This window comes from Streptomyces sp. NPDC002573 (assembly GCF_042889625.1).
In the GTDB taxonomy this organism is placed as follows: Bacteria; Actinomycetota; Actinomycetes; order Streptomycetales; family Streptomycetaceae; genus Streptomyces; species Streptomyces gibsoniae.
This window is the reverse complement of record NZ_JBIARC010000035.1, coordinates 38,696-63,675: the sequence shown is the minus strand read 5'-3', so window position 1 is coordinate 63,675 and position 24,980 is coordinate 38,696. Positions and strand designations below refer to the sequence as shown.

Annotated in this window: 25 protein-coding genes; 10 read left to right on the top strand and 15 right to left on the bottom strand. The window is 69.8% G+C overall.

Annotation, left to right across the window (positions count from 1 at the left end; genetic code table 11):
- Positions 1-112: 112 nt before the first annotated feature.
- The 5 genes from ACFYX0_RS28910 to ACFYX0_RS28890 all read right to left on the bottom strand — a co-directional run bounded on the left by ACFYX0_RS28910 (position 113) and on the right by ACFYX0_RS28890 (position 3,673).
- Positions 113-532: a DUF6113 family protein gene (locus ACFYX0_RS28910; protein ID WP_388974357.1), complete on the bottom strand. Its 420-nt coding sequence runs from the start codon at positions 530-532 to the stop codon at positions 113-115.
- Positions 529-1,413 (bottom strand): N-acetyl-1-D-myo-inositol-2-amino-2-deoxy-alpha-D-glucopyranoside deacetylase, encoded by an 885-nt coding sequence (gene mshB / locus ACFYX0_RS28905; RefSeq protein WP_388974355.1) that lies wholly within the window; start codon positions 1,411-1,413, stop codon positions 529-531. Before mshB ends, ACFYX0_RS28910 begins: the two co-directional genes overlap by 4 nt.
- Positions 1,414-1,470: 57 nt before the next feature.
- A complete protein-coding gene (locus ACFYX0_RS28900; RefSeq protein WP_388974353.1) occupies positions 1,471-2,076 on the bottom strand; it encodes a Uma2 family endonuclease in 606 nt (201 codons plus the stop codon).
- Positions 2,077-2,128: 52 nt separating this feature from the next.
- On the bottom strand, positions 2,129-2,989 hold the full coding sequence (locus ACFYX0_RS28895) for a helix-turn-helix domain-containing protein (RefSeq protein WP_388974351.1): 861 nt from the start codon (positions 2,987-2,989) through the stop codon (positions 2,129-2,131).
- A gap of 198 nt (positions 2,990-3,187) precedes the next feature.
- Positions 3,188-3,673 (bottom strand): ATP-binding protein, encoded by a 486-nt coding sequence (locus ACFYX0_RS28890; RefSeq protein ID WP_388974349.1) that lies wholly within the window; start codon positions 3,671-3,673, stop codon positions 3,188-3,190.
- A gap of 156 nt (positions 3,674-3,829) precedes the next feature.
- Here ACFYX0_RS28890 and ACFYX0_RS28885 point away from each other — a divergent pair, with 156 nt between their 5' ends.
- From ACFYX0_RS28885 to ACFYX0_RS28875, 3 genes are read left to right on the top strand one after another with little or no spacing between them, the layout of a single operon-like run.
- A complete protein-coding gene (locus ACFYX0_RS28885; protein WP_388974347.1) occupies positions 3,830-4,705 on the top strand; it encodes a helix-turn-helix domain-containing protein in 876 nt (291 codons plus the stop codon).
- A complete protein-coding gene (locus ACFYX0_RS28880; protein ID WP_388974345.1) occupies positions 4,702-4,911 on the top strand; it encodes a DUF397 domain-containing protein in 210 nt (69 codons plus the stop codon). The genes ACFYX0_RS28885 and ACFYX0_RS28880 overlap by 4 nt, the downstream gene beginning before the upstream one ends.
- A gap of 4 nt (positions 4,912-4,915) precedes the next feature.
- Positions 4,916-5,119, top strand: coding sequence for a DUF397 domain-containing protein (locus ACFYX0_RS28875; RefSeq protein ID WP_388974343.1), 204 nt, complete (start codon positions 4,916-4,918; stop codon positions 5,117-5,119).
- A 56-nt stretch (positions 5,120-5,175) separates the two neighbouring features.
- Here the strand turns inward: ACFYX0_RS28875 and ACFYX0_RS28870 are convergent, their stop codons facing one another.
- Positions 5,176-5,370, bottom strand: coding sequence for a hypothetical protein (locus tag ACFYX0_RS28870; protein WP_311693133.1), 195 nt, complete (start codon positions 5,368-5,370; stop codon positions 5,176-5,178).
- A gap of 206 nt (positions 5,371-5,576) precedes the next feature.
- Between ACFYX0_RS28870 and ACFYX0_RS28865 the strand changes: the two genes are divergently transcribed.
- Positions 5,577-7,697, top strand: a complete 2,121-nt coding sequence (locus ACFYX0_RS28865) for a prolyl oligopeptidase family serine peptidase (protein WP_388974341.1) — start codon at positions 5,577-5,579, stop codon at positions 7,695-7,697.
- A gap of 244 nt (positions 7,698-7,941) precedes the next feature.
- Here ACFYX0_RS28865 and ACFYX0_RS28860 read toward each other — a convergent pair whose 3' ends face one another.
- From ACFYX0_RS28860 to ACFYX0_RS28840, 5 genes are read right to left on the bottom strand one after another with little or no spacing between them, the layout of a single operon-like run.
- Complete coding sequence (locus ACFYX0_RS28860) at positions 7,942-9,045, bottom strand: ABC transporter ATP-binding protein (protein ID WP_388974339.1); 1,104 nt, start codon at positions 9,043-9,045, stop codon at positions 7,942-7,944.
- Positions 9,032-10,012, bottom strand: a complete 981-nt coding sequence (locus tag ACFYX0_RS28855; protein ID WP_388974337.1) for an ABC transporter ATP-binding protein — start codon at positions 10,010-10,012, stop codon at positions 9,032-9,034. Before ACFYX0_RS28855 ends, ACFYX0_RS28860 begins: the two co-directional genes overlap by 14 nt.
- An 8-nt stretch (positions 10,013-10,020) precedes the next feature.
- Complete coding sequence (locus ACFYX0_RS28850) at positions 10,021-11,004, bottom strand: ABC transporter permease (protein WP_355909784.1); 984 nt, start codon at positions 11,002-11,004, stop codon at positions 10,021-10,023.
- Positions 10,997-11,920 (bottom strand): ABC transporter permease, encoded by a 924-nt coding sequence (locus ACFYX0_RS28845; RefSeq protein ID WP_388974335.1) that lies wholly within the window; start codon positions 11,918-11,920, stop codon positions 10,997-10,999. The genes ACFYX0_RS28850 and ACFYX0_RS28845 overlap by 8 nt, the downstream gene beginning before the upstream one ends.
- 33 nt (positions 11,921-11,953) lie before the next feature.
- Entirely contained in the window at positions 11,954-13,564 is a 1,611-nt protein-coding gene (locus ACFYX0_RS28840) for an ABC transporter substrate-binding protein (RefSeq protein ID WP_355909778.1), read from the bottom strand.
- 328 nt (positions 13,565-13,892) lie between these two features.
- Here ACFYX0_RS28840 and ACFYX0_RS28835 point away from each other — a divergent pair, with 328 nt between their 5' ends.
- From ACFYX0_RS28835 to ACFYX0_RS28810, 6 genes are all read left to right on the top strand, one after another.
- Entirely contained in the window at positions 13,893-14,429 is a 537-nt protein-coding gene (locus ACFYX0_RS28835; RefSeq protein ID WP_355909775.1) for a hypothetical protein, read from the top strand.
- A gap of 361 nt (positions 14,430-14,790) precedes the next feature.
- Complete coding sequence (locus ACFYX0_RS28830) at positions 14,791-16,638, top strand: ABC transporter substrate-binding protein (RefSeq protein ID WP_388974333.1); 1,848 nt, start codon at positions 14,791-14,793, stop codon at positions 16,636-16,638.
- A 47-nt stretch (positions 16,639-16,685) separates the two neighbouring features.
- Positions 16,686-17,753 (top strand): ABC transporter permease, encoded by a 1,068-nt coding sequence (locus ACFYX0_RS28825; RefSeq protein ID WP_388974331.1) that lies wholly within the window; start codon positions 16,686-16,688, stop codon positions 17,751-17,753.
- Entirely contained in the window at positions 17,750-18,673 is a 924-nt protein-coding gene (locus ACFYX0_RS28820; protein ID WP_388974329.1) for an ABC transporter permease, read from the top strand. Before ACFYX0_RS28825 ends, ACFYX0_RS28820 begins: the two co-directional genes overlap by 4 nt.
- A complete protein-coding gene (locus tag ACFYX0_RS28815; protein ID WP_388974327.1) occupies positions 18,670-19,668 on the top strand; it encodes an ABC transporter ATP-binding protein in 999 nt (332 codons plus the stop codon). Before ACFYX0_RS28820 ends, ACFYX0_RS28815 begins: the two co-directional genes overlap by 4 nt.
- Positions 19,665-20,654, top strand: coding sequence for an oligopeptide/dipeptide ABC transporter ATP-binding protein (locus tag ACFYX0_RS28810; RefSeq protein ID WP_388974325.1), 990 nt, complete (start codon positions 19,665-19,667; stop codon positions 20,652-20,654). The genes ACFYX0_RS28815 and ACFYX0_RS28810 overlap by 4 nt, the downstream gene beginning before the upstream one ends.
- Before the next feature lie 204 nt (positions 20,655-20,858).
- Here the strand turns inward: ACFYX0_RS28810 and ACFYX0_RS28805 are convergent, their stop codons facing one another.
- Genes ACFYX0_RS28805 through ACFYX0_RS28790 form a run of 4 tightly spaced genes read right to left on the bottom strand, consistent with a single transcriptional unit; the run spans position 20,859 to position 24,913 of the window.
- Complete coding sequence (locus ACFYX0_RS28805; RefSeq protein WP_388974323.1) at positions 20,859-21,989, bottom strand: ABC transporter ATP-binding protein; 1,131 nt, start codon at positions 21,987-21,989, stop codon at positions 20,859-20,861.
- The gene (locus tag ACFYX0_RS28800; RefSeq protein ID WP_388974321.1) at positions 21,982-23,043 is read right to left on the bottom strand and encodes an ABC transporter ATP-binding protein; all 1,062 of its coding nucleotides are present in this window, start codon (positions 23,041-23,043) and stop codon (positions 21,982-21,984) included. The genes ACFYX0_RS28805 and ACFYX0_RS28800 overlap by 8 nt, the downstream gene beginning before the upstream one ends.
- A gap of 12 nt (positions 23,044-23,055) precedes the next feature.
- On the bottom strand, positions 23,056-23,994 hold the full coding sequence (locus ACFYX0_RS28795) for an ABC transporter permease (protein WP_355909755.1): 939 nt from the start codon (positions 23,992-23,994) through the stop codon (positions 23,056-23,058).
- The gene (locus ACFYX0_RS28790) at positions 23,987-24,913 is read right to left on the bottom strand and encodes an ABC transporter permease (RefSeq protein ID WP_355909752.1); all 927 of its coding nucleotides are present in this window, start codon (positions 24,911-24,913) and stop codon (positions 23,987-23,989) included. Before ACFYX0_RS28790 ends, ACFYX0_RS28795 begins: the two co-directional genes overlap by 8 nt.
- Positions 24,914-24,980 lie beyond the last annotated feature (67 nt).

Sequence of the window (24,980 nt, the reverse complement as noted above, 5' to 3'; positions counted from 1 at the left end):
GGCCGCTCGGGGCCCGCAAACCGCGCCCATGAGGGAAACCCCCACGGGACCCTTACGGACACGCCGTGTTTTTACGGGGGACATCCCGTAAACCGGGTGGCGAAGTGGTACGTCAACTGCCAAGTCGGGCGTCGGATCCGTCCGTTTGGCGTCCCGGGGCGAGGGTGGCGCAGATCACAGCGAGGGCCATCCCGCCGATCAGGAACAGATACGAGCCGACGCCCGCCCCGAAGACGAAGTCCCCTTCCGGACGGCTCGCGGTGAGCAGAACCACGACGATCATCCAGCCGGCGGCGGGCGCGAGGGCCCCCGCCCGGGTGCCCGTCGCGATCCCGCCCCCGATGAACAGCCCGGCCGCGCCGGCGAGCGCGAGCAGCAGTCCGCCGGGGAACAGGCCGCCTTGGACGAGCCCGCCCGCCACTCCGGTCGCCGCGCCGAGCACCAGCAGGCCGAGGTAGGCGGCGACCCGCTTGGCGGAGGGCAGCGCGAGGGGCTGTGCGAGCGCACTCTGCTGCTTGCTCGTGGGTGTCATGGGGTCACTCCTTCGAACAGATCCCTCTCACGCTCGCCGCCCCGCTCGCCGCGCGCCAACTCGTAGTACTCCGTGGTGAACAGCGGCTGCGCCAGCGCGTTGGAGAGGGCGAACCAGGGCTGCGCGACCTCGATCTGGGTGGCGTGCGCCCGCATCGCCGCGGCCTTCGCGGCAGCGAAGTCGGTGCCGTCGATCTCCGTGGTGACCATGGGGTCGTCGACCACGCCGGGGACGTCGTCGAGGAGCGCCGCCCGGGCGAAGGGCGTACTGCCGAGCGCCTCGCCGAGCCGGGCGAAGGCGGACGTGGCGACCGAGCGCGGCGTCCGGTTCCAGTACACCTTGGGGATGTCCCAGACCGCGCCCAGCTCCGGCCGGAAGCCGGGGTCGGCCGCCAGTTCGGCGGCGCGTACGGCCACGCGGTGGGCCTGGATGTGGTCGGGGTGGCCGTAGCCGCCGTTCGGGTCGTAGGTGACGAGGACCTGGGGACGGACCTCCCGGACGACCGCCACCAGATGGCCGGCCGCCTCGTCGAGGTCGGCGGACCAGAAGGCGCCGGGGCGCCGGTTCTGCGGGGCGCCCATCATCCCGGAGTCGCGGTAGCGGCCCGGGCCGCCGAGGAAGCGGTGGTCGGTGACGCCCAGCTCCTTCATGGCGGCGGCCAGTTCACCGGCCCGGTACGGTCCCAGGGCGTCGTCGCGGTCCGGCGCGAGGTGTGCCAGCTCGGGCGGGATGACCTCGCCCTCCTCACCGAGGGTGCAGGTCACCAGCGTCACCCGGGCGCCCTCGGCCGCGTACCGGGCCATGGTCGCGCCGTTGTTGATGGACTCGTCGTCGGGGTGCGCGTGCACCAGGAGCAGACGCCGGTCCGGCAGATCCGTCATGCCACCACCCTACGAGAGCCCCGGCCCGACACCCCGGCACCTCCCGCCCGCCGGGCTTCAGCCCTCGGGCTCGTCCCGGTAGCGCGGCAGACCCTCCGTCGGGATCGTCCAGTCGCCGATGGTGACCCCCTCCCCGTACACGAAATCTTTGCGCGTGGCATAGCGGGGGCCGTCCGGAGTGGGGTGAATGTCGGAGAGGACGGCGCCGGTACCGGTGCGGGGGTCGAAGACGGCGTAGACGGGGATGCCCATCAGGGGGTAGTCGCGCATCTTGGTGACCCAGTCGTTGTCCGGGTTGGAGCGGGAGATGACCTCCACGGCGGCGACGAGCGATCGGGGGTCGAAAGAGCCCTCACCCTCCATCTCCGCCTCGGCGATCACCATCACATCGGGGCGGCGCATGATGCCCTCGGGTTCGTCCTCCACGTCGGGCTCACCCGTGTGAGCCACGATCTCGTCCGGCATCACCTTCTCCAGGCGCTTCCGGACGCGCAGCACGGTGAGTTCGTGCGGCTTCATGGGCGACATCATGTCGAGGACGATCCCTTCCTTGGTGATCTCGAACTTGCCGGGGAGGGTGTCGTCCGCGGACTGAACAAAGTCCCGCATGGCCCGGTACAGGTGGGAGGCGCCCTGCCGCGCGTTCTCCGGTGCGATGGTCATGGCGCTCGCTCCTCGTCGTCTGTGCCCAGGGGCAAGGATCGTCGCTTTCATGCTAAGTGGCCTCCAAGAGATCGGTTCGGCAGTCGCGGCAGCGGCCAGGTACTGGCGCGCGAAAGGCGCGGTCGCAGCTGTCGCAGGTCTGGAGCGGGTGCCGTACGGGGGGCTGGAAGGGGGCCAGGGGTGGCAGCCGGGCGGTGAGGCGGTGGGCAAGGAGGGCGGCCGGGCGCCGTAGTCCTTCCGTGGGCAGGTCGCCGGTCAGGGCGTGCCGTACGGCCTCCGGGCTGACGTCCCGCTCCAGCCAGGCGGCGACACCGGGCGCCAGATGGGCCGCGTCGCACGCGGACAGCAGCAGCCGGGGGTCATGGCGGCGGAGGTCCGCTAGGAGGTCGGTCGCGGCCCGGATCAGGGCGGGTGCGGGGTGGGCGGGGCCGGGTACGTCCGGGAGCGGCTTGCGGGGCGCGTGCTTCTTGGGGGCCGCCGCCGGCCGGGCCGGGGCGGCGCAGACGGGCTCGTCCGCGCGGGGCCGGGCGGCCGACGGCTGGTTGCAGGAGATCGTCCGGGTGACGATACGGCCGCCGGGGACCCGTTCACGGAAGCGACGGAGGTAGCCGTGGGCCTCCAGTTCCCGCAGGGCGGCGGCGATACGGGCCGCGCCCTCGGGGAAGCGCGCGGCGAGGCTCTTGATGTCGACCCGGGCGCCGTTCGGCAGTGACTGGAGGTGGACACCGAGCCCGATCGCGAGAAGCGACAACTGGGCGTGCTGGGCGAGGTGGTTGCCGATCACCGTGAAGCGGCTGGAGTGGCGGGTGTTGTCGTGGACGAGTCCGCCGGCGTGAGGGCGCCGATCCGGGTGCCCGTTGCGGGCAATCCGGGACTCGGCGCGCGGGGGCGCGCTAGGGTGCTGCGTATCCATCAGGAAGGTCTCGCTTCCTCGGTGGTCAGGCCCTCGCACTGGGATTGCCGTCCCGGCGAGGGCCGTCGCATGTCTGCGGTTGTGTCGCGCCGAGCGTAGGACAGTCAACGGCCCCCGAATCCAGCCGAGTCGGCGATGTTCACCCACGCGAGTGATCGCGGCCCGCGGGCGGGAGGGGTGGGGCTTGGTGCGGTGCTTTCACCCGTCTGTTCCTTGGGAAAGAGCGCCCCTGGCACCGGGGCCCGCGCGGCCGGGTTCCGGTGGGAAGTCGAGTTCCGCCCACACCGTCTTGCGGGGGCGCGGCCCGGGGGCCACTCCCCAGCGGTCGGCGAGCGCCTCCACGAGAACGAGACCCCGGCCGGACTCGGCGTCGGCGGCCGGCCGCCGGACGCCCGGAAGGCAGTCACCGCGGGTGTCGGCGACCTCGATCCGGAGGGTGCCGCCGACGACGTGGAGCAGGAGCCGGAAGTCGCGCCCGGGGACACGTCCGTGCGTCGCCGCGTTGGCTGCCAGTTCGGCGACGACGTGCTCCGCCCGGTCCGTGGGCAGACCCCAGCTCCGGAGCTGTTCGGTGGCGAGCAGCCGGGCGAGACGGGCACCGCGTGGGGTCGGCGACAGCTGGACGTCGAAATTCCGGACGGACGGGCCCAGTTGGGCTCCCGGGGAGGCAGTTCCTTGATTCACGTCACTCAGCGTGGCGGCGCACGCCTACCGTGAACAGTGACGATGCCCATGCGTACGGTGACTGTCCGGACGTTGTCCGGGCCTGTCCAGCCGGTCCGGAGCGGTCGTACGCGTTGGAGGCGTGGAAGCACGGCGGTACGACGGAGGGGTGCGGCGATGCACATGGACGGTGACGCGGTCCGGCTCAAGACCGAGGCGGACGAGCCGGGTTGGGAGGTGGACCCGGACGACGACTGGGGAGTGGCCGTCGTCGCGACCGTGGGACGGCAGCTGAGGCTGAGGCGGGAGGCTGTGGGGATGCGGGCCGCCGAGTTCGGGGTGGCGGTCGGCTACGGCGAGGACATGGTCTACAAGATCGAGAGCGGCAAGCGCATCCCCCGCCCCGAGTACTTGGACAAGGCGGACGAGGTGCTGGGGGCGGGTGGGTTACTCGCCGCGATGAAGGAGGACGTGGCCAAGGTCCGGTACCCGAAGAAGGTGCGGGACCTGGCGCAGATGGAGGCGAAGGCCGTAGAGATCGGCATGTACGAGTGCAACAGCGTCCATGGTCTGTTGCAGACGCCGGAACATGCCAGGGCGGCCTTCGAGTCGCGGCAGCCCCCGTACTCGGAGGATGAGATGGAGGGCATGGTGGCCGCTCGTGTAGCCCGGCAGTCCGTCTTCGAGCGGAATCCCGCACCCGCGATCAGCTTTGTACTGGAAGAGGGACCGCTACGGCGTCCCCTCGGGGGCACAATGGTGTGGCGACGGCAGCTCGAACGCCTGTTGGAGGTAAGCCGGTTGCGTAGCGTCACGCTTCAGGTCATGCCGACGCACTGCGAGACCCACCCTGGTCTGGACGGCAGGATCGAGCTGCTGAAGTTCGAGGACGGCACGGCGGTAGGGCGCTCGGATGGCGCGTTCAACGGGCGGCCGACCTCCGACCCTCGACAGCTTCGCATCCTCGAACTCCGGTATGGCAGCATCCGGGCGCAAGCTCTCCCGCCACGGGAGTCGCTGGCCTTCATCGAGCAACTGCTGGGAGAAACATGATCCGCAAAGCCTCCGCCGCAGGCGCCTCCGACCTGGCATGGTTCAAGAGCAGCTACAGCAGTGGCAACGAAGGCGACTCCTGCGTCGAGATCGCCAGCAGCCGCGACACGGTGCACGTACGCGACTCCAAGGACATCACCGGCCCGCGCCTGGCCTTCTCCCCCGCCACCTGGTCCGTCTTCGTCCCTTACGTGTCCAAGGGCTGACAATATGATCCGCGGATCCTCTGCCCGAGACGCCGAACTGGCCTGGTTCAAGAGCAGCTACAGCGATGGCACCGAGGGCGACTCCTGCGTCGAGATCGCCAGCAGCCGCGACACGGTGCACGTACGCGACTCCAAAAGCCCCGCCGGCCCCAGTCTGGCCTTCTCACCCGCCAGTTGGGCCGCCTTCGTGCCGTACGCAGGGGTGTAGTCGGCAGTCGACGGCGGGCCCGGGGCGCGGCCCCCGAGCCCGCCGTCGACCACGCGTCAGAACTTGATGCTCCCGATCATCCCAGCGATGTTCGTCGTCAGATCGTGGATCGTCGGGGCGACCGTCGACGAGGCGAGATAGAACCCCAGAAGCATGCACACGATGGCGTGTCCGGCCTTCAAACCCGACTTCCTGATCAACAGGACGACAATGATCGCCAGCAGCACCACCGCCGAAATCGAGAGTGCCACGGCGGTTCACCTCCAAAGATCCACAGGGACGCGGGGGGTCGGACTATGGGGGCAATGTATCCATGCCGACCCATCAGGGGCAGATAAATCCACATGGATGCCAGCGGGTTCATACCCACTATGCGCTAGTGATCATAACTATCCGTACGTGCGCATCGGTCGGCGCACGGCCGCACAAGGGGGCGCATGGCCAATATGGTCGGGGCATGACGACCGAGCCTGCTTCCTTTCCCCGACGGCACGCGCGGACCCAGCGGTTCACGCTCGGCGCGCCGCGCGCCTTCACCGTCGCGCCCGACGGATCCCGTGTCGCGTTTCTGCGGTCCACGTCGGGCACGGACCGCGCACACCAGTTGTGGGTCCTCGACCTGGCGGACGGCACCGAGCGCGTGGCGGCCGACCCGGACGCACTGCTCGGGGGCGCCGCCGAGCAGTTGGCGCCCGAGGAGCGCGCCCGCCGGGAACGCAGTCGAGAGGGCGGCGCCGGCATCGTCGGCTACGCCACCGACTCGGCCCTGGAGCTGGTGTCTTTCGCCTTGTCAGGGCGGCTTTTCACAGCGGAGCTGAGGGCGGGCACGGCACGCGAACTCCCCGTACCGGGGCCGGTGATCGACCCCCGCCCGTCCCCCGACGGACGGCACATCGCCTACGTGGCCCAGGGCGCCCTGCGCGTCGTCGGGGCCGAGGGCGAGCACGACCGGGCGCTCGCCGAGCCGGAGTCGGAGGGGGTGTCCTACGGGCTCGCGGAGTTCGTCGCGGCCGAGGAGATGAGCCGTGCACGGGGCTTCTGGTGGGCGCCGGAGTCCGATCGGCTGCTGGTGGCGCGCGTGGACGACACGCCGGTGCGCCGCTGGTGGATCTCCGATCCGGCGCAGCCCGCACGGGAGCCGCAGCGGGTGGCGTACCCGGCGGCGGGCACCGACAACGCGGAGGTCCGACTGTTCGTCATCGGCCTCGACGGGGCGCGCACCGAGGTCTCCTGGGACCGGGCGAACTATCCGTATCTGGCGCGAGTGCACTGGTCAGCGGCGGGTGCGCCGCTGATCCTCGTACAGTCCCGCGACCAGCGCGGCCAGCTGTATCTGGCCGTCGACCCGGACTCCGGGGCGACGCGGATGGTGCACGCCGAGGAAGATCCATTTTGGCTGGAACTTTTCGCTGGGGTGCCGTGCTGGACCCCCTCCGGCCGGCTGGTGAGGATCGCCGACGAGGGCGGCGCGCGGGTGCTCGCGGTGGGCGAACGACCCCTGACCGCGGCGCAGTTGCAGCTACGGGCCGTGCTGGATGTGTCGGACGACGATGTACTCGTGTCGGCCTCGGCCGGCGATGAGGCCGAGGATCCGGAGATCGGCGAGATTCATGTGTACCGGGTGAATGAACTCGGTGTGGAGCGTGTGTCGCAGGAGCCCGGTGTGCACTCGGCGGTACGCGCCGGGGGCGTGACCGTGCTCGTCTCCTCGGTTCCGGGGCAGCCGGGCGCCCAGGTACAGGTGCTGCGGGACGGCAAGCGCATCGCGACCGTGGCCTCTCACGCCGAACCTCCCGGTATGTCCCCGCGTGTGACACTCGTTCAGGGGGGCGCACGGCGAATCCCGTGCGCCGTGCTTATGCCTAGGGACTACTCCGGTGACACCTCCCTGCCCGTCCTCCTGGACCCCTACGGCGGCCCGCACGGACAGCGGGTGGTGGCCGCGCACAACCCGCATCTGACCTCGCAATGGTTCGCCGACCAGGGCTTCGCGGTGATCGTCGCGGACGGCCGGGGCACCCCGGGCCGCTCCCCCGCCTGGGAGAAGGCGGTCCGGGACGATCTCGCGGACGTCGTGCTCCAGGACCAGGTCGACGCGCTGCACGCCCTGGCCGCCGACTTCCCGCTCGACCTGTCCCGGGTCGCCATCCGCGGCTGGTCCTTCGGCGGCTATCTGGCGGCCCTCGGCGTGCTGCGCCGCCCTGATGTGTTCCACGCGGCGGTGGTCGGCGCCCCGGTGACCGATCTGCGGCTGTACGACACCCACTACCAGGAACGCTATCTGGGGCACCCGGACGAGCAGCCCGAGGTCTACCGCCACAACTCCCTGATCGACGACGCGGGCCTGGTGGACGCCGCCGACCCGGCCCGCCCGATGATGATCATCCACGGCCTGGCGGACGACAACGTGGTGGTCGCCCACTCCCTGCGGCTGTCCTCCGCCCTGCTGGCCGCGGGTCGCCCGCACGAGGTGCTGCCGCTGTCCGGGGTGACCCATATGACCCCGCAGGAGGAGGTCGCGGAGAACCTGCTGCTGCTCCAGCGGGACTTCCTCAAGCGCGCCCTGGACCTGGGTTGAGCCGCAAAATCCGGCAGATCACCGCAACCATCAATTGAGGCACCACGACGAGGCGCCGGCCACCTCCGCGAGAGCGGCGCCGGTTTAGGCGCAAGAACAACGACGGGCCGGGATCACATGGCGGATCCCGGCCCGTCTACGGCACCCGCACGGCCGTACGCTGTTCACTCTCCTGCGTCCGTATATCGGAACCGCTTCGGTCAAGTTGCCTGCGTGTTAACGAACTTCCTCCGCATTCATGTGCTTATGCGGGTTCCTCGTGCGGCTGGTCCCCCTGCGCCGGAGGCTGTGCGGGCGGCCGGTTGCGGTCCGCCTGCTCCGGCGGCACCACCCGCTTCTCCTCCGCGAAGTGGCAGGCCGAGTCGTGCGCGGCCGGTCCGCCCGCCGCCCGGAACCGGTCGGGGACCGCGAGCGGCGGCACCTCCAGGGCGCACCGCTCCTGGGCCTTCCAGCAGCGGGTGCGGAAGCGGCAGCCGGAGGGGATGTCCGCCGGGGAGGGCACATCGCCGCTGAGGATGATCCGCTCCCGGCGCTCCCGTGCCTCCGGGTCGGGCACCGGCACGGCGGACAGCAGGGCCTGGGTGTAGGGGTGCGTGGGATGCTCGTAGATCTCCGTGTCCCGGCCGGTCTCCACGATCCGTCCGAGGTACATCACCGCGACCCGGTCGGAGATGTGCCGGACCACCGACAGATCATGGGCGATGAACACGTACGACAGCCCGAACTCGCCCTGGAGCCGCTCGAGCAGGTTGACCACCTGCGCCTGGACGGACACGTCGAGCGCGGAGACCGGCTCGTCGGCGACGACGATCTCCGGGCGCAGCGCCAGCGCCCGCGCGATGCCGATGCGCTGGCGCTGGCCGCCGGAGAACTGGTGGGGATAGCGGTTGATGTACTCGGGGTTGAGCCCCACCACGTCCAGCAGTTCCTGCACCCGCCGGCGCCGGTCCCCTCGGGGCGCGGCCTCGGGATGGATCTCGTACGGCTCCCCGATGATGTCGCCCACGGTCATCCGGGGGTTGAGGGAGGTGTACGGGTCCTGGAAGACCATCTGGATGTTGCGCCGCACCGCCTTCAGGGCGCGCCCGGACAGCCGGGTGATGTCCTCGCCCCGGTAGCGGATCGCGCCGGAGGTCGGCCGCTCCAGGGTGACCAGCATCCTGGCGAGCGTCGACTTGCCGCAGCCGGACTCGCCGACGATGCCGAGGGTCTCGCCCCGGCCCAGGGTGAAGTCGACGCCGTCGACGGCGCGGACCGCGCCGATCTGCTTCTTGAAGAGGATCCCCCGGGTGAGCGGATAGTGCTTGACCAGCCCGGTCACCTCCAGGATCGGTTCAGGACCGGCCATCCAGGCACTCCCTCCAGAAGTGGCAGGCGCTTCTGCGGTCCGCGGAGACCTCGTGGAGCGGCGGCACGTCGGTGAGGCACACGTCCCGGGCCAGCGGGCAGCGGGGGTGGAAGGCGCAGCCCGGCGGGATGTCCATCAGGTTCGGCGGCAGGCCCTTGATCGCGTACAGCTCCCGGCCCTTGCGGTCCAGCCGCGGGATGGAGTCGATCAGGCCCCGGGTGTAGGGATGGGCGGGCGCCTTGTAGAGGTCGTGGACGGGCGCGGTCTCCACGATCCGGCCCGCGTACATCACGGCGATGCGGTCGGCGACGTCCGCGACCACGCCGAGGTCGTGGGTGATGAGGACGAGGCCCATGCGGTACTCGCGTTGCAGCTCCGCGAGCAGATCCATGACCTGGGCCTGGACGGTGACGTCCAGGGCGGTGGTGGGCTCGTCAGCGATGATCAGGGCCGGTTCGAGCGCCAGCGCCATGGCGATCATGATGCGCTGGCGCATCCCGCCGGAGAACTGGTGCGGATAGTCGCGCACCCGCTGGGCGGCGGCCGGGATCCGTACCCTCTCCATCAGTTCGACGGCCCGGGCCCGGGCGTCCCTCCGCGACATCCCGCGGTGCACCACGAACATCTCGCCGAGCTGGTCGCCGACGGTGAGCACGGGATTGAGCGCGGACAGCGCGTCCTGGAAGATCATGGCCATGGCCGCGCCGCGGATCCTTCTGCGCTCCTCCTCCTTCAGGGCGAGCAGGTCCTGCCCCCGGAAGAGGACCTGGCCGCCGGTGATCCGGCCGGGCGGCACATCGAGGATGCCCATCACGGCCTGCGCGGTGACGGACTTCCCGGAGCCCGACTCGCCGAGCACCGCGAGGGTCTCCCCCGCGTCGACGCGATAGCTGACGCCGTTCACGGCCCGGGCGATGCCGTCCCGGGTCCGGAACTCCACGTGCAGATCCCGCACTTCGAGCAGCATGACGGCGCTCACCTCAGCTTGGGGTCGAGGGCGTCGCGGACCGCGTCGCCGAGCATGATGAACGCGAGCACGGTGATCGCGAGGGCACCGGAGGGCCACAGCAGCGCGTGCGGGGCGTTGCGGACGTAGGGGGAGGCGGCGGAGATGTCGATCCCCCAGGACACACTGGGCGGTCTCAGCCCCACCCCGAGGTACGACAGGGTCGCCTCCAGCGCGATGTAGGTGCCGAGCGCGATGGTCGCGACGACGATCACCGGGGCGACGGCGTTGGGCGCGATGTGCCGCAGCAGGATCCGGGCGGGGGAGGCGCCGAGCGCGCGGGCGGCCTGGACGTAGTCGTTCTGCCGGGCCGTGATGACCGAGCCGCGGGCGATGCGGGAGATCTGCGGCCAGCCGAGCAGCACCATGAACCCGACGACCGGCCAGACGGAGTTGCTGGTCACGACCGAGAGCAGGACCAAGCCGCCGAGCACGACGGGAATCGCGAAGAAGATGTCGGTGGTGCGGGAGAGGATCGCGTCCCAGCCCCCGCCGAAGAACCCGGCCAGCCCGCCGAGGACCGAGCCGAGGAGCGCGACGCCGAGGGTGGCGCAGACACCGACCGTGACCGAGGTACGGGCGCCGTGGACGGTCCGGGTGTACACGTCGCAGCCCTGCCCGTCGAACCCGAACGGATGCCCGGACTGCGAGCCCTCCTGAGCCTTGGACAGATCGCACTGGAGGGGGTTGCCGGGGGCGATCAGGGACGGCCAGAGCGAGATCAGGACGAGGAAGAGGATCACCAGCGCGGAGGCGAGGAAGACGGGGTTGCGCCGCAGATCGCGCCAGGCGTCGGACCACAGGCTCCGTGGCTTGCCCGCGGGGCCCGCGCCCCCTGGTGCGCCGGGTGGCCGCTCCAGCGTGGTCGCCTCGCTCGCGGCGAGGTCCATGGCGCCGCCCATCCCGGTTCCCGCGACGGCGCCCTCGGGCTCGTAGGGCTGCTGCTCAGGCATAGCGGATCCTCGGGTCGAGTACGGCGTACAGGAGGTCGACGAGCAGGTTGGCGGCCAGGAAGACCAGCACCAGCACGGTCACGAAGCCCACGACGGTCTGGGTGTTGTGGCGAAGGATGCCCTGGTAGAGCTGGTAGCCGACGCCGTGGATGTTGAAGATCCGCTCGGTGACGATGGCTCCGCCCATCAGGGCGCCGACGTCGGTGCCGATGAAGGTGACCACGGGGATGAGCGAGTTGCGCAGCAGATGCCGGGTGATCACCCGGCGGCGCGGCAGTCCCTTGGCGACGGCCGTACGGACGTAGTCGGACCGCCGGTTCTCGGCGATGGACGTCCGGGTCAGCCGGGTGACGTAGGCGAGCGAGACGGAGGCCAGGACGAGGCCGGGAACGATCAGCTCGTCGACGGGTGCCAGGGGGGAGACCGATGGTCTGACCCAGCCCCACTTGACCCCGAGCAGCAGTTGGAGCAGCAGACCGGTGACGAAGGTCGGCACCGAGATCACGACGAGGGTGAGCAGCAGCACCGAGGTGTCCACAGGCCGCCCGCGGCGCATACCGGTGACCACGCCGAGCGCGATCCCGATCAGGACCTCGAAGACGATCGCGACCACGGTCAGCCGGATGGTGACCGGGAAGGCCGTCCCCATCAGCTCGGTGACCGGCTGCCCGTTGAAGGCGGTGCCGAAGTCGCCGGTGAAGACATTGCCCATGTAGGTCGCGTATTGCTGCCACACGGGCTTGTCGAGGCCGAACTCCCGGCGCAGCTGCGCCGCCGTGGCGGGGTCGCACTGCCGCTCGCCGCACAGGCCCGCGATGGGGTCGCCCATCACGTTCACCATCAGGAAGATCAGCAGGGTGGCGCCGAGGAAGACCGGGATCATCTGCAGCAGACGCCGGATGACATACCGTCCCATGGGGCCTCCGGGGGTAGGGCGTGGCCGTGGGGCTCAGCCGACCTTGATCTCGTTGTAGACGGGGACGCTGAAGGGGTTGAGCGCCACGTGGGACAGCCGCTGCGCATAGCCGGCGCTGCCGTTCTGGTACCAGAGCGGGATGGCGGCCATGTTGTCCCGTACGACCCCCTCGGCCGACTGGAACAGCTTCACGGCTCGGGCCCGGTCCGCCTCCGCGTTCGCCTGGTCGACGAGCTTGTCGAAGCGCTTGTCGGACCACTTGCCGTCGTTCGAGGAGGCGCCCGTGTAGTAGAGCGGCTGAAGGAAGTTCTGGATGAGCGGGTAGTCCATCTGCCAGCCGGCCCGGAACGGGCCCGGCATCTTGTGCTGCCCGATCTGGTTGCGGAAGTCGGCGAAGGTGCCGATCGGGTTGCCGACGCACGCCTTGTCGTTGCCGAGGGCGTTGTCGATGGAGTGGCACACGGCGTCCACCCACTCCCCGTGGGAACCGGCGTCCGCGTTGTACGCGATCCTGACCTGGCCGCCGGGCAGTCCGCCGCCCTCCTGGACCAGCTTCTTGGCCTGGGCGGGGTCGTAGGTGCAGGCGCTGCCGCACAGCCCCGCCTGGAAGCCGCCCTCGACGCCGAGCACCGGGGAGGTCCAGTCGGAGGCCGGGGTGCGGGTGTCGTGGAAGATCGTGCGGGTGATCTGGTCGCGGTTGATGGCCATGGACAGGCCCGCGCGGACCTTCTGTGAGCCGGGCTTGTTCCACTGCGGGTCGTAGAACGGGAAGGCGAGGGTCTGGATGATGCCGGCCGGGGTGTTGATGTACCGGCCCTGAAGGTCCGCCTTGACGTTCTTGAGCTGGGCGGCGGGCACGTCGTCGACGAGGTCGAGGTTGCCGGACAGCAGATCGGTGTAGGCGGTGTTGCCGTCCGTGTAGACCTTCAGGTCCACGCCGTTGTTCCGCGCCGGGTCCGGTCCGGGATAGCGGTCCCACTTCCGCAGGGACATCATGAAGCCCCTGGCGTAGGACTTGACCAGGTACGGGCCGTTGCCGACGGGCTGCTTCAGCCAGTCCGCGTGGTGGTCGAAGAACGCCCGGGGCAGCGGGGCGAAGGCCGAGTAGCCGAGGGTGTCCGGGAACGTCGAGAACTTCTGGCTGAGCCTGATGGTGAAGGTACGGGGGCCGGTCACCCTGAGCCCGGAGAGGGTGTCGGCGCTCTGGGTGCCGTTCTCGGGGTGCACCTTGTCGTAGCCGTCGATGTATCCGAAGAAGTACGCGTTCTTCTGGTTGTTCTTCAGGCCGGCGCCGTAGTTCCAGGCGTCGACGAAGGACCTGGCGGTGACTGGCTCGCCGTTGCTGAACGTCCAGCCGTTCCTGACGGTGACCGCGAAGTTCTGCGAGTCGGAGGTCTCGATCTTCTCGGCGAGCATGTTCTCGGCCGCGCCGGTTCTCGGGTTGTAGCGCTTGAGCCCGCGGAAGAGCATGTCGAGGACCTTGCCGCCCTGCACCTCGTTGGTGTTGGCCGGTTCCAGCGGGTTCGGCGGGTCGCTCCAGGAAGCGCTGAGCACCCCGGGGCCACCCTCCACGTCGCCCCCGCCGCAAGCCGCCACCGAGAGGGCCGCCACCATCGCCCATCCGGCGTGCCTGGCTCCGCGCATGGGGTGCCTCCTCGTGACCGACCGCTTCCGACCGGCGCCGTGCCGCTGACGTCGGAGCACTGATCCACTATCGGCCACTACCGGCCCATAACGGACGAGGCACGCAGCCCCCGACCCGTCCGGACCGACCGTCCCCCGTCTGGCGGCATCCGTGCGCGACCCCGCCTCCGGGGGATGCCCTCGTCCGCCCGCCGGTCACGGTACGAAGCTCAAGCGTCACTCAAATAGCTTTCGTCACAGCCGAGTTGGCTGGAAAGATCTGTCGTGTATCGAACAAGGGGGCCGGGCGGAACGCCATGTCACCCCTTCCCTCCACCGAAAGGTGATCATGAAGCGTGCCATGAGTGCGGTCCTGTCGACCGCGCTGCTCAGTGCCGGTGCCGTGGCGATGTCCGCTCCGACGGCGTCCGCGGGCGTCAGGTGCGACGACAACCCCATCTACACCATCGGTGACAAGAAGACGGTGTGGGAGCCGACCAACGTCCACAGCGACTGGGCGAGACCCGGCGTGACCATCAGCTACGCCAAGAACAAGACGGGCAGCTGGTCGGCCACGGGCACCGTGCAGCTCGGCACCGAGGCCGGCGTCATCTTCGCCAAGGCCTCGACCTCGTTCAGCGTCTCGGTCGGCAAGACCTGGTCCAAGTCCGACACCTGGACCTACTCGGCCAAGGTCGAGAACAAGAGGGGCAAGACCAAGGGCCGCCTCATGATGTACCACGAGGCCAAGGGCTTCAGCGTCACCAAGTACCACCTGGAGCCCAACGGCCGCCAGCAGTGCGTCAAGCACAAGATCTGGAAGAAGACGGGCATCATCGCGCCGGCCAAGCGCAACAACAACCTGTGGGGCATCCAGTACGGATGACAGGTGGCCCGACGGGCATGACGTCCGTCGGATCCTTCCCATGAGGGAACCGCTGTACACGGAGGACATCGGTTCCCCGCTCCGCCCCGCCGGACTTCACCGGCGGGGCGTCGTGCTGCCCGGGGGCCGACGGCATGGGAAGTTCCGGCGCCATGCCTCCACCAGCGAGACTTCACCGGTGTGGACCAATGACCGCACACACGTGCGTCAACTCGGCTTTTCCGCAGGCCAGAAGGGGTGCATGCGCCGTTGACGCACGCAGACGGCCGCTGATAGACACACCTTCACCCGCCAGGCCGACCGATTTCGATCAAGCGGTACAGCAAGCCGTCCTGCCCGAGCGATGAGGCGAGGTCGATCGATGAGCACGCACGAACTGCACGACAGCAAACACCCTCGCCCGGCCGGACCACGGCTTCGCGTCCCCCGGGTCCTGGCCGCCGTCCTGACACTCGCGACGGCCCTCGCGACCACCCTCGCTCCCGCGCCGCAGCGGGCCGAGGCGCAGCAGAAGAAGGTCCTCACCGTGGCGGTCGCGCAGAGCGTCGACTCGCTGAACCCGTTCCTCGCGACACGTCTGGTCAGCACGAGCATCCACCGGCTGATGTACGAGTACCTGACCGACTACGACCCCGGGGACGCCCACGCCGTCCCGGGCCTGGCCACCGCGTGGAAGCCGTCGCCGGACAAGCTGACCTGGACGTACACCATCCGCTCCGATGCCAAGTGGTCGGACGGCCGGCAGGTCACCGCCGAGGACGCGGCCTGGACGTTCCAGAAGATGATGACCGACGAGGGCGCCGCCACCGCCAACGGCAGCTTCGTCGGGAACTTCTCGAAGGTCACCGCGCCGAGCCCCACCAAGCTGGTCATCGAACTGAAGAAGCCCCAGGCCACGATGACCGCGCTGGATGTGCCGATCGTCCCCAAGCACATCTGGGAGAAGGTCAAGGACATCTCGAAGTTCACCAACGACAAGACGTTTCCCATCGTCGGCGACGGGCCGTTCGTGCTCACCGGCTACAAGGCCGACAGCTATGTGCGCCTCGAACCCAACAAGACCTTCTGGCGCGGGGCTCCGAAGTTCGACGAGCTGGTCTTCAAGTACTACAAGGACGGTGACGCGGCGGTCGCGGCCCTGCAGAAGGGCGAGGTGTCCTTCGTCAGCGGTCTGACGCCCGCGCAGACCACCGCGCTCCGCGGGCAGTCGGACATCAAGGTGAACGAGGCGCCGGGCCGCCGCTTCTACGCACTGGCCACCAACCCCGGCGCGCAGGCCAGGAACGGCCAGAAGTTCGGCGACGGGGATCCCTCCCTGCTGGACGAGCGCGTACGGCACGCCCTGTTCATGGCGGTCGACCGCAGCACCCTCCTCGACAAGGTCTTCCAGGACCACGCGGTCGAGGGCGAGGGGTACATACCGCCTCGGTTCTCCACGTACTTCTGGAAGCCGTCGGCGGCCCAGGAACTCTCCTACGACCCGGCCAAGGCCGCCCAGCTCCTCGACGAGGCGGGCTACCGGACCAACGGTGACGGCAAGCGCACGGGCAAGAACGGCAAACCGCTCACCTACCGCGTGCTGTGCCACGCCACCGACCCGAACGACAAGGCGGTCGGCCAGTACCTCAAGGAGTGGTGGGGCAAGCTGGGCATCGGGATGACGCTCGACTGCCTGGACAACGTGACCGACCCCTGGCTCGCGGGCAAGTACGACCTCGCGATCGACGGCTGGTCCGTCAACCCCGACCCGGACTTCGTCCTCTCCATCCACACCTGCGCCGCACTCCCCGCGACCCCCAAGGACACCGGCGCGACCGACAACTTCATCTGCGACAAGAAGTACGACGAGCTGTACGCGCAGCAGCTCGCGGAGTACGACCCCGTCAAACGGGCGGACCTCGTCAAGCAGATGGAGGCACGGCTGTACGACCTCGGGTACATGAACGTCATGGCGTATCCGAACGCGATGGAGGCCTACCGCACGGACCAGATCGAGTCGATCACCACCATGCCGGAGAAGAGCGGCAACATCTACGGCCAGGACGGCTACTGGAGTTGGTGGTCGGCGGTTCCGGCCGCCCACCGTGGCACAACCGACAACAGCTCGACCGGCATAGTGCTCTGGATCTGTGCGGGTGTCGTGCTCCTCGGCGGTGCCGGGCTCCTCCTCACGACGCGCCGCCGAGCCTCCGCAGACGACCGCGAGTAGCCCATGAACCGACCCACCGCACCGGTCCCCCGCCCGGCAGGAACCTCATGACCGCCGAAGCGGCGTCCGCGCCCACCGCCGGGCCGGACGCCCCGCCCCCGGGCCCGCCGCCGGACCGCGGCCCGCGGGCGCACGGCGGAACCGCCTATCTGCACTACGCGGCGGGGAAGGCGGCCGGCGCCGTCGTCTCCCTGCTGGCCGTCCTCGTCACCGGCTTCTTCCTGTTCCGGCTGATCCCCGGCGACCCGGTCAAGTTCATGACGGGCGGCCGTCCGGTGTCGGCCCAGCAACTGGCCGTCTACCGCAGGGAGTTCGGCCTCGATCTGCCGATGTGGCAGCAGTTCACGGACTACTGCGGCAAGGCGCTCACGGGGGACCTCGGCACCTCGTACCAGTTCAGGGCACCCGTCATCGACAAGATCATCGAAGCGCTCCCGAACACCCTGCTGCTCACCGGGACCGCGTTCGTGCTGTACAGCGCCCTGGGCATCGTCCTCGGCACCCGGTCGGCATGGCGCCACGGAAGCATCGGCGACCGGCTGAACACCGGACTGGCGCTCACCCTCTACTCCGTCCCCTCGTTCTGGCTGGGTCTGCTGCTCATCATCGTGTTCGCGGTGGGCGCGGGACCCGTCCCCGGCCTCTTCCCCACGGGAGGCATGGAATCGGGCGGCGAGGAGGGGCTCGCCCACGCCGTCGACGTCGCGCACCACCTCGTACTGCCGGTGCTCACGCTGATCGCGGTGCAGTACGGGGAGACCCTGCTCGTCACCCGCTCGGCGCTGCTCGACGAGATGGGCAGCGACTACCTCACCACCGCGCGCGCCAAGGGCCTCCGGGACGACCTGGTCCGACGCAGGCACGCCGTACCCAACGCGCTGCTGCCGACCGTGACGCTGATCTTCGTCAACCTCGGCCGGACCGTCGCCGGTGTGATCCTCGTCGAGACCGTGTTCTCCTGGCCCGGCCTCGGCGGACTCTTCTACCAGGCCCTGAGCGTGCCCGATCTGCCCCTGGTGCAGGGGCTGTTCTTCGTCTTCGCCGCGGCGGTGATCGTGATGAACACACTGGCCGACCTCCTCTATCCCCTGCTCGACCCCCGGGTGGGCCGATGACGACCGAGACCACTTCCCCGACGGCCCGGCCCGGCGTCCGGGCGCTCGCCTGGCAGCGCCGCCGGCACTCCGCCGTCCGGTTCTGGCAGCAGTACCGCACCCATCGCGCCGGTGTCCTCGGCCTGGCCACCCTCGTCCTGTTCGCCCTGGTCGCGGTGACCGCGCCGCTGACGGTCGGCTCGGACGTGTCGAGCGTGACCGCGGCGCCGGGCCGCCCCCTTGAGGGGCCGAGCGGGCATCTCCTTCTCGGCGCCGACCGGTTCGGACGCGATCTGCTGGGCCTGCTGGTGTGGGGCGCACGGGTGTCGCTGCTGGTCGGGCTGCTGGCGGCGGTGCTGTCCGTGGCCATCGGCACCCTGGCCGGGATCACGGCCGGGCACTTCCGCGGCGCCTACGCCACCGTGATGATGCGCATCACGGACTGGTTCCTGGTGATGCCGACCCTGGTCCTCGCCATCGCGCTCGCCACCGTCATGTCCCGCTCCCTCGGCACCGTGATCCTGGCGATCGGGGTGACCACCTGGCCGACCACGGCCCGGCTGGTGCGGGCGCAGACACTGGCGGTGGAGTCCCGGCCGTACATCGAACGGGCCCGGGCGCTCGGCGGCGGGCACGGGCACATCATGGTCCGCCATGTGCTGCCCAACGTCATGCCGCTGGTGCTGGCCCAGACGACCCTGATGATCTCCTCGTCGATCCTCGCCGAGGCCACGCTCGCCTTCCTCGGTCTCGGCGACCCCACGGTCGTGTCGTGGGGCGGACTGCTCCAGGACGCCCGCGAGGCGGGCGCGGTCAGCTCCGGGGACTGGTGGTACCTGGTGCCGCCCGGCATCGCCATCGCCGTGGTCGCCCTGGCGTTCACCCTGTGCGGCCGCGCGGTGGAGTCCGTTCTCAACCCCAGGCTGGGGGTGGCACGTTGACCCTGCTGGAAGTCCGGAACCTCGAGGTGACCTACCCGGGCGGCGCGGCCGCGGTGCGGCGCGTGGACCTGTCGCTGGACGCGGGCCGCAAGCTCGGCATCGCGGGCGAGTCGGGCTGCGGCAAGTCCTCGCTGGCGCTCGCACTGCTCCGACTGCTGCCGGCCGGCACCCGGATCACCGGGGAGGTCCTGCTGGACGGCGAGGACGTGCTCACCATGCACTGGGGACGGGTGCGGGCGGTCCGCTGGGCGGGCGCCTCGATCGTCTTCCAGGGCGCGATGCACTCCCTCAACGCCGTGCACCGGATCGGCGACCAGATCGCCGAGCCGATCCTGCTGCACCGGAAGACCACCGCGGCCGCGGCCAGAAGGCGGGCCGGGGAACTGCTGGAGCAGGTGGGCCTGCCGGCCGCGCGGGCAGCGGCGTATCCGCACGAACTGTCGGGCGGGCAGCGCCAACGGGTCATGATCGCCATGGCGTTGGCCTGCGATCCCCGGCTGGTCATCGCCGATGAACCCACCACCGCCCTGGACGTGATGGTCCAGGCACAGATCCTGCGGCTGATCGGGGACCTCGTCGCCGAGCAGGACGTGGGCCTGATCATGATCAGTCACGATCTGGCCGTGCTCGCCGACACCTGCGACCGGCTCGCGGTGATGTACGCGGGCCGCGTGGTGGAGGAGGGGGCCGCCAGGGCGGTCTACGAGAACGCCCGCCACCCCTATGGCAAGGCCCTGTCGGCCGCGTTCCCGCGCATCGGCGACCCGGCCTCCCGGTTCGCCCCGCGCGGACTGGCCGGGGACCCCCCGGACCCGTTCGCCCTGCCCTCCGGCTGCGCCTTCCATCCGCGCTGTCCTGAGGCACTAAAGCTGTGCGCGACCCAGGACCAGGCGCTGCGGGACCTGGGGCAGGAGCGGCGAGCGGCCTGTGTGCACGTGGCGGACGCCGACTCCGGCACGGCGGCCGCGGCCGAGGACACGAGGAGCACGGCATGACGACACCACCGCCCCTGCTCAGCGCACGGGGACTGCACGTGGCCTTTCCCGGGCGGCGCGGCGGTCCGCCGAGCCGGGCCGTGGACGGCGTCGAACTCGACATCCGGGCCGGGGAGATCGTGGCGCTCGTCGGCGAGTCGGGCTGCGGCAAGACGACCCTGGCCCGGGCGCTGCTCGGCCTGGTGCGGCCGACCGCGGGGCACATCGGCTTCGGCGGGAAGCCGCTGGAGTACACCTCGCGGTTTCTGAAGGCCTACCGCAGACGCGTCCAACTGGTGCTCCAGGACCCGAGCGGATCGCTGAACCCGCGGCACACGGTGTACGACGCGGTGGCCGAAGGGCTGCGGATCCACGGGTACGCGGGGGACGAACGGGCGGCGGTCGCCGAGGCCCTCGCCAAGGCGGGACTGCGGCCGCCCGAACGGTTCTTCCTGCGCTATCCGCACGAGTTGTCGGGCGGCCAGCGGCAGCGCGTGGTGATCGCGGGAGCGCTCGTCCTGGAACCCGAACTCATCGTCGCCGACGAGCCGGTGGCCTCGCTCGACGCGTCCGTGCGCGGTGAGATCCTCGCGCTGCTCCTGCGCCTGCGGACCGAGTTCGGCCTCGCCGCCCTGGTGGTGACCCATGATCTGGGCCTGGCGTGGAACATCGCCGACCGGGTCGCGGTGATGTACCTGGGCCGGATCGTGGAGACGGGCCCGGTCGAACAGGTGCTGACCGCGCCCCGGCATCCGTACACCCGGGCCCTGCTCTCCGTGCTGCCGGAGACGCCGGGCGAACCCGTGGTGCTGACCGGGGAGCCCCCGGACCCCTCCCGCATCCCCGCGGGCTGCCGCTTCCACGTGCGCTGCCAGGTCCTGGCGAGCGGCGAGGCGGAGCAGGCCGGTGTCGCAGGCGCGTGCCGGGGCCAGGACCTGGAGATACTCGACGGCGGCAGCGGGGAACAGGTGGCGTGCCACTGGGCCGGGGCCCAGGTGGTCGGATGAGGTCGGCGGTCGTCTCCGCGGAAACGCTGCGAATTCCCGCTCCGACGGACCCGGAGATCATCACCCGTCCGGCTGTCCCGAGTTCCTGATACCCATGTCCCGAAGATGTCCCGGTTTCATCACGCCCGCCCGCCCAAAAAGAGACCGGTCCCCGGCACCCCCGTGGATGAGGTTGCCGGGAACCGGTCGTAGCCCGAGAGGCCGTCAGGCCGCGTGAACCACGTCCTTCTCCTCGGCGAAGTGGCAGGCCGACTCGTGGGCCGCCGGCGAGTCCGAGTCCTTGAAGCGCTCGGGAATCGCGAGGAGCGGGACCTCCACGGCGCACTTGTCCTGGGCCTTCCAGCAACGGGTGCGGAAACGGCAGCCCGAGGGCGGGTTGGCCGGGGACGGCACGTCGCCGGTGAGGATGATCCGCTCGCGGTGCTCGCGGGCATCCGGGTCCGGCACCGGGACCGCCGACAGCAGCGCCTGGGTGTAGGGGTGCGTCGGGTGCTCGTAGATCTGCTCGTCCGAGCCGACCTCGGCCAGCTTGCCGAGGTACATCACGCCCACCCGGTCGGAGATGTGGCGGACGATCGACAGGTCGTGGGCGATGAAGATGTACGACAGGTTGAACTCGTTCTGCAGCCGCTCCATCAGGTTGATGACCTGCGCCTGGACCGACACGTCGAGCGCGGAGACCGGCTCGTCGCAGATGATGACCTCGGGGTTGAGCGCGAGGCCTCGGGCGATGCCGATGCGCTGGCGCTGACCGCCCGAGAACTGGTGCGGGTAGCGGTTGATGTACTCCGGGTTGAGGCCGACGACGTCCAGCAGCTCCTGGACCCTGCGGCGCCGGTCGCCCTTCGGGGCCACCTCGGGGTGGATGTCGAAGGGCTCACCGATGATGTCGCCCACCGTCATACGGGGGTTGAGCGACGTGTACGGGTCCTGGAAGATCATCTGGATGTTGCGGCGGACCGTCTTCAGGGCGCGTCCGGACAGCTTGGTGATGTCCTGGCCCTTGTAGAAGATCTCGCCGGCCGTGGCCCGCTCCAGGTTCATCAGGAGCTTGGCCACCGTCGACTTGCCGCAGCCGGACTCACCCACGATGCCCAGGGTCTCGCCCTGGTACAGGTCGAAGGAGACGCCGTCGACGGCCTTCACCGCACCGATCTGCCGCTTGATGACAATGCCCTGCGTCAGCGGGAAGTGCTTGACGAGGTTGCGGACCTGGAGGATCGGCTCGCCCCGCTCGACCTGTGCGCCCAGGGCGGCGACCGCCTCCTCCTCGGAGTGCACGTCGGCGACCTCAACGTCGGAGACGTTCGGCGTCGCGTCCGTCGGCTCAGCCATGGATCGTCTCCTTCCAGAAGTGGCACGCGCTCGCGCGGCCCGGCAGTTCGGAGCCGTCCCGCTCGGTCACCTGGACCAGCGGGGGGCGCTCGGTACGGCAGATGTCCTGCGCCTTCTCGCAGCGCGGGTTGAAGGCGCAGCCAGTCGGCACCTTCAGCAGGTTGGGCGGCAGACCCTTGATCGCGTAGAGGTCCTGGCCCTTCTGGTCCAGGCGCGGGATCGAGTCGAGCAGACCGCGGGTGTAGGGGTGGGCCGGGCGCTTGTACAGCTCGTGCACCGGCGCCGTCTCCACGATACGGCCCGCGTACATCACCGCGATCTTGTCGGCGACGTCCGCCACGACACCGAGGTCGTGGGTGATGAGGATCAGACCCATCCGGTACTCGCGCTGGAGTTCCGCGAGCAGGTCCATCACCTGGGCCTGCACCGTCACGTCGAGAGCCGTGGTGGGCTCGTCGGCGATGATCAGGTCCGGCTCCAGGGCGAGCGCCATGGCGATCATAATGCGCTGGCGCATACCCCCGGAGAACTGGTGCGGGTAGTCGTTCACGCGGGTGGCAGCGGCCGGGATCTTCACCCGGTCCATCAGCTCGATCGCCTTGGCCTTGGCCGCCTTGCGGGACAGGCCCTGGTGGACACGGAACATCTCACCGAGCTGGTAGCCCACGCTGAGCACCGGGTTGAGCGAGGACAGCGCGTCCTGGAAGATCATCGCGATCCGCGCGCCGCGCAGCTTGCGCCGCTCCTCGCCGGACATCTTCAGCATGTCCTGGCCGTAGAAGCGGATCTCCCCCTGGGGGATGCGCGCCGGCGGCATGTCGAGGATGCCCATGATCGCCTGAGCGGTCACGGACTTGCCGGAGCCGGACTCGCCGAGCACGGCGAGCGTCTCCCCGGAGTCCACGGAGTAGTTGACGCCGTTGACGGCCTTCACCAGGCCCTCGCGGGTCTGGAACTCGACGTGCAGGTTTCGCACTTCGAGCAGCGGGCCGGTCTTCTCGGCGTCGCCGGGTCGCGGAGCCGGAACGGCGTCCGTCTGGTCGATGGTGGTCACGTACGCCTCCCTTTAGCGCGTCTTCGGGTCGAAGGCGTCGCGGACGACGTCGCCGAGCATGATGAACGCCAGCACGGTGAGGCTCAGGGCGCCGGCCGGGAAGAGCAGCGCGTGCGGCGAGGTCAGGAACCGGTCCTGGGCGTCACTGATCATCAGACCCCAGGAGATGTTGGGGTACTGGATGCCGATGCCGAGGTAGGACAGGGCGGCCTCGGCGGCGATGTAGACGCCGAGGTTCATCGTGGTGATGACGATGACGGGAGCGAGCGTGTTCGGCAGGATGTGCCGGAACGCGATCCGCCCCGAACCCGCGCCGAGCGCGCGGGCGGCCATCACGTAGTCGTTGTACTTGTTCGCGATGACCTCGCCGCGCATGATGCGGAAGACCTGCGGCCAGCCGAGGATCGCCATGATGAACGCGACCGACCACACATCGCCGCCGCCCCAGATCGACATGATCAGCAGACCACCGACGATGAGCGGCAGGGCCGAGAACACCTCGGTGATGCGGGACAGCAGCGCGTCCACCCAGCCGCCGACCAGACCGGCCAGCATGCCGAGCAGGCCGCCGATCAGGGTGGTGACGATGGTGGTCAGCACACCGACGACGATCGAGTTGCGGGTGCCGTACACGGTCCGCGTGTAGATGTCGCAGCCCTGCACGTCGAAGCCGAACAGGTGCCCGGAGGACGGCCCGTTCATGGAGTTCTGCAGCTGGCAGAAGCCGTCCGAGAACGGCGAGCGTGCCGTGAACAGGCTGGGTGCGATCGCCAGCGCGAGCAGAACCAGGATGACGAAGCCGGTCACGATGAACATGGGCCGCTTGCGCAGGTCCGCCCAGCCGTCCTTGAGCAGGCTCGCCTGCCGCGCCGCCGCCTTCTCCTCGGCCTCGATCTCCTTGGCGAGGGCGGCCTCGTCGGTGGTGGGCCTCTCTATCGTCTTCTCACTCATAGCGGATCCTCGGGTCGAGCACGGCGTACATCAGGTCTACGAGGAGGTTGGCGGCCAGGTAGATCAGCACCAGCAGGGTCACCAGACCGACGACGACGGGCCGCTCGCGCAGATATACGGACTGAGCCAGCTGACCACCGATGCCGGGCATGTTGAACACGCGCTCGGTGATGATGGCGCCACCCATCAGGGCGCCGAGGTCGAAGCCCAGGAAGGTGACGACCGGGATCAGGGAGTTGCGCATCGCGTGCAGGCCGATGACCCGGCGCCGCGGCAGGCCCTTGGCGACCGCGGTGCGAACGTAGTCGGCCCGGATCGACTCCGTCAGGCTCGTCCGCACCAGTCGTGCGATGTACGCCATCGAGGTCGAGGCGAGCACGATGGCCGGGAGGATGTAGCTCTGCGGCCAGCCCTTCTCGATGCCGGCGACGGGCGTGATCTTGAGGTTCACGCCGGCCTCCAGCTGGAGGACGCTACCGAGAACGAAGACCGGGATCGAGATCAGCACGAGCGTGGCGACCAGCACCACGTTGTCGATGAACTTGCCCTTCTTCAGCGCGGACATGATGCCCGCCAGGATGCCGATGATGGCCTCGATGGCGAAGGAGGTCAGACCGAGCTTCAGCGTGACGGGGAACCTCTGAGCGACGATGTCCGAGATGGAGCGACCGTTGTAGGTCTCACCGAGGTCACCGGTGAAGACGCCGCTGATGTAGTGCCAGTACTGCTGGTAGAGCGGTTCGTTGAGGTGATAGTGATCGCGGAGGATCGCTGCGATGTTCGGGTCGGCGCGCTTGTCGCCGGCCAGTGCCTGGATCGGGTCGCCGGGCAGTGCGAAGACCAGGCAGAAGATGATGAACGTGACGCCGATGACCACAGGGATCACCTGCAGCAGGCGGCGCACGACGTATCGGCCCATGGGTACTCCAGAGGGGGGTGCTGGACCCGCCCGCGGCCGGGACGGCGGCGCGGTCGGACGGGAGACG

Bases quoted from the DNA above. Each gene is read 5' to 3' on its own strand.
- ACFYX0_RS28910 (WP_388974357.1), bottom strand. From the start codon at position 532: ATGACACCCACGAGCAAGCAGCAGAGTGCGCTCGCACAGCCCCTCGCG.
- mshB (WP_388974355.1), bottom strand. From the start codon at position 1,413: ATGACGGATCTGCCGGACCGGCGTCTGCTCCTGGTGCACGCGCACCCC.
- ACFYX0_RS28900 (WP_388974353.1), bottom strand. From the start codon at position 2,076: ATGACCATCGCACCGGAGAACGCGCGGCAGGGCGCCTCCCACCTGTAC.
- ACFYX0_RS28895 (WP_388974351.1), bottom strand. From the start codon at position 2,989: ATGGATACGCAGCACCCTAGCGCGCCCCCGCGCGCCGAGTCCCGGATT.
- ACFYX0_RS28885 (WP_388974347.1), top strand. From the start codon at position 3,830: ATGCACATGGACGGTGACGCGGTCCGGCTCAAGACCGAGGCGGACGAG.
- ACFYX0_RS28880 (WP_388974345.1), top strand. From the start codon at position 4,702: ATGATCCGCAAAGCCTCCGCCGCAGGCGCCTCCGACCTGGCATGGTTC.
- ACFYX0_RS28875 (WP_388974343.1), top strand. From the start codon at position 4,916: ATGATCCGCGGATCCTCTGCCCGAGACGCCGAACTGGCCTGGTTCAAG.
- ACFYX0_RS28865 (WP_388974341.1), top strand. From the start codon at position 5,577: ATGACGACCGAGCCTGCTTCCTTTCCCCGACGGCACGCGCGGACCCAG.
- ACFYX0_RS28860 (WP_388974339.1), bottom strand. From the start codon at position 9,045: ATGGCCGGTCCTGAACCGATCCTGGAGGTGACCGGGCTGGTCAAGCAC.
- ACFYX0_RS28855 (WP_388974337.1), bottom strand. From the start codon at position 10,012: ATGCTGCTCGAAGTGCGGGATCTGCACGTGGAGTTCCGGACCCGGGAC.
- ACFYX0_RS28850 (WP_355909784.1), bottom strand. From the start codon at position 11,004: ATGCCTGAGCAGCAGCCCTACGAGCCCGAGGGCGCCGTCGCGGGAACC.
- ACFYX0_RS28845 (WP_388974335.1), bottom strand. From the start codon at position 11,920: ATGGGACGGTATGTCATCCGGCGTCTGCTGCAGATGATCCCGGTCTTC.
- ACFYX0_RS28840 (WP_355909778.1), bottom strand. From the start codon at position 13,564: ATGCGCGGAGCCAGGCACGCCGGATGGGCGATGGTGGCGGCCCTCTCG.
- ACFYX0_RS28835 (WP_355909775.1), top strand. From the start codon at position 13,893: ATGAAGCGTGCCATGAGTGCGGTCCTGTCGACCGCGCTGCTCAGTGCC.
- ACFYX0_RS28830 (WP_388974333.1), top strand. From the start codon at position 14,791: ATGAGCACGCACGAACTGCACGACAGCAAACACCCTCGCCCGGCCGGA.
- ACFYX0_RS28825 (WP_388974331.1), top strand. From the start codon at position 16,686: ATGACCGCCGAAGCGGCGTCCGCGCCCACCGCCGGGCCGGACGCCCCG.
- ACFYX0_RS28820 (WP_388974329.1), top strand. From the start codon at position 17,750: ATGACGACCGAGACCACTTCCCCGACGGCCCGGCCCGGCGTCCGGGCG.
- ACFYX0_RS28810 (WP_388974325.1), top strand. From the start codon at position 19,665: ATGACGACACCACCGCCCCTGCTCAGCGCACGGGGACTGCACGTGGCC.
- ACFYX0_RS28805 (WP_388974323.1), bottom strand. From the start codon at position 21,989: ATGGCTGAGCCGACGGACGCGACGCCGAACGTCTCCGACGTTGAGGTC.
- ACFYX0_RS28795 (WP_355909755.1), bottom strand. From the start codon at position 23,994: ATGAGTGAGAAGACGATAGAGAGGCCCACCACCGACGAGGCCGCCCTC.
- ACFYX0_RS28790 (WP_355909752.1), bottom strand. From the start codon at position 24,913: ATGGGCCGATACGTCGTGCGCCGCCTGCTGCAGGTGATCCCTGTGGTC.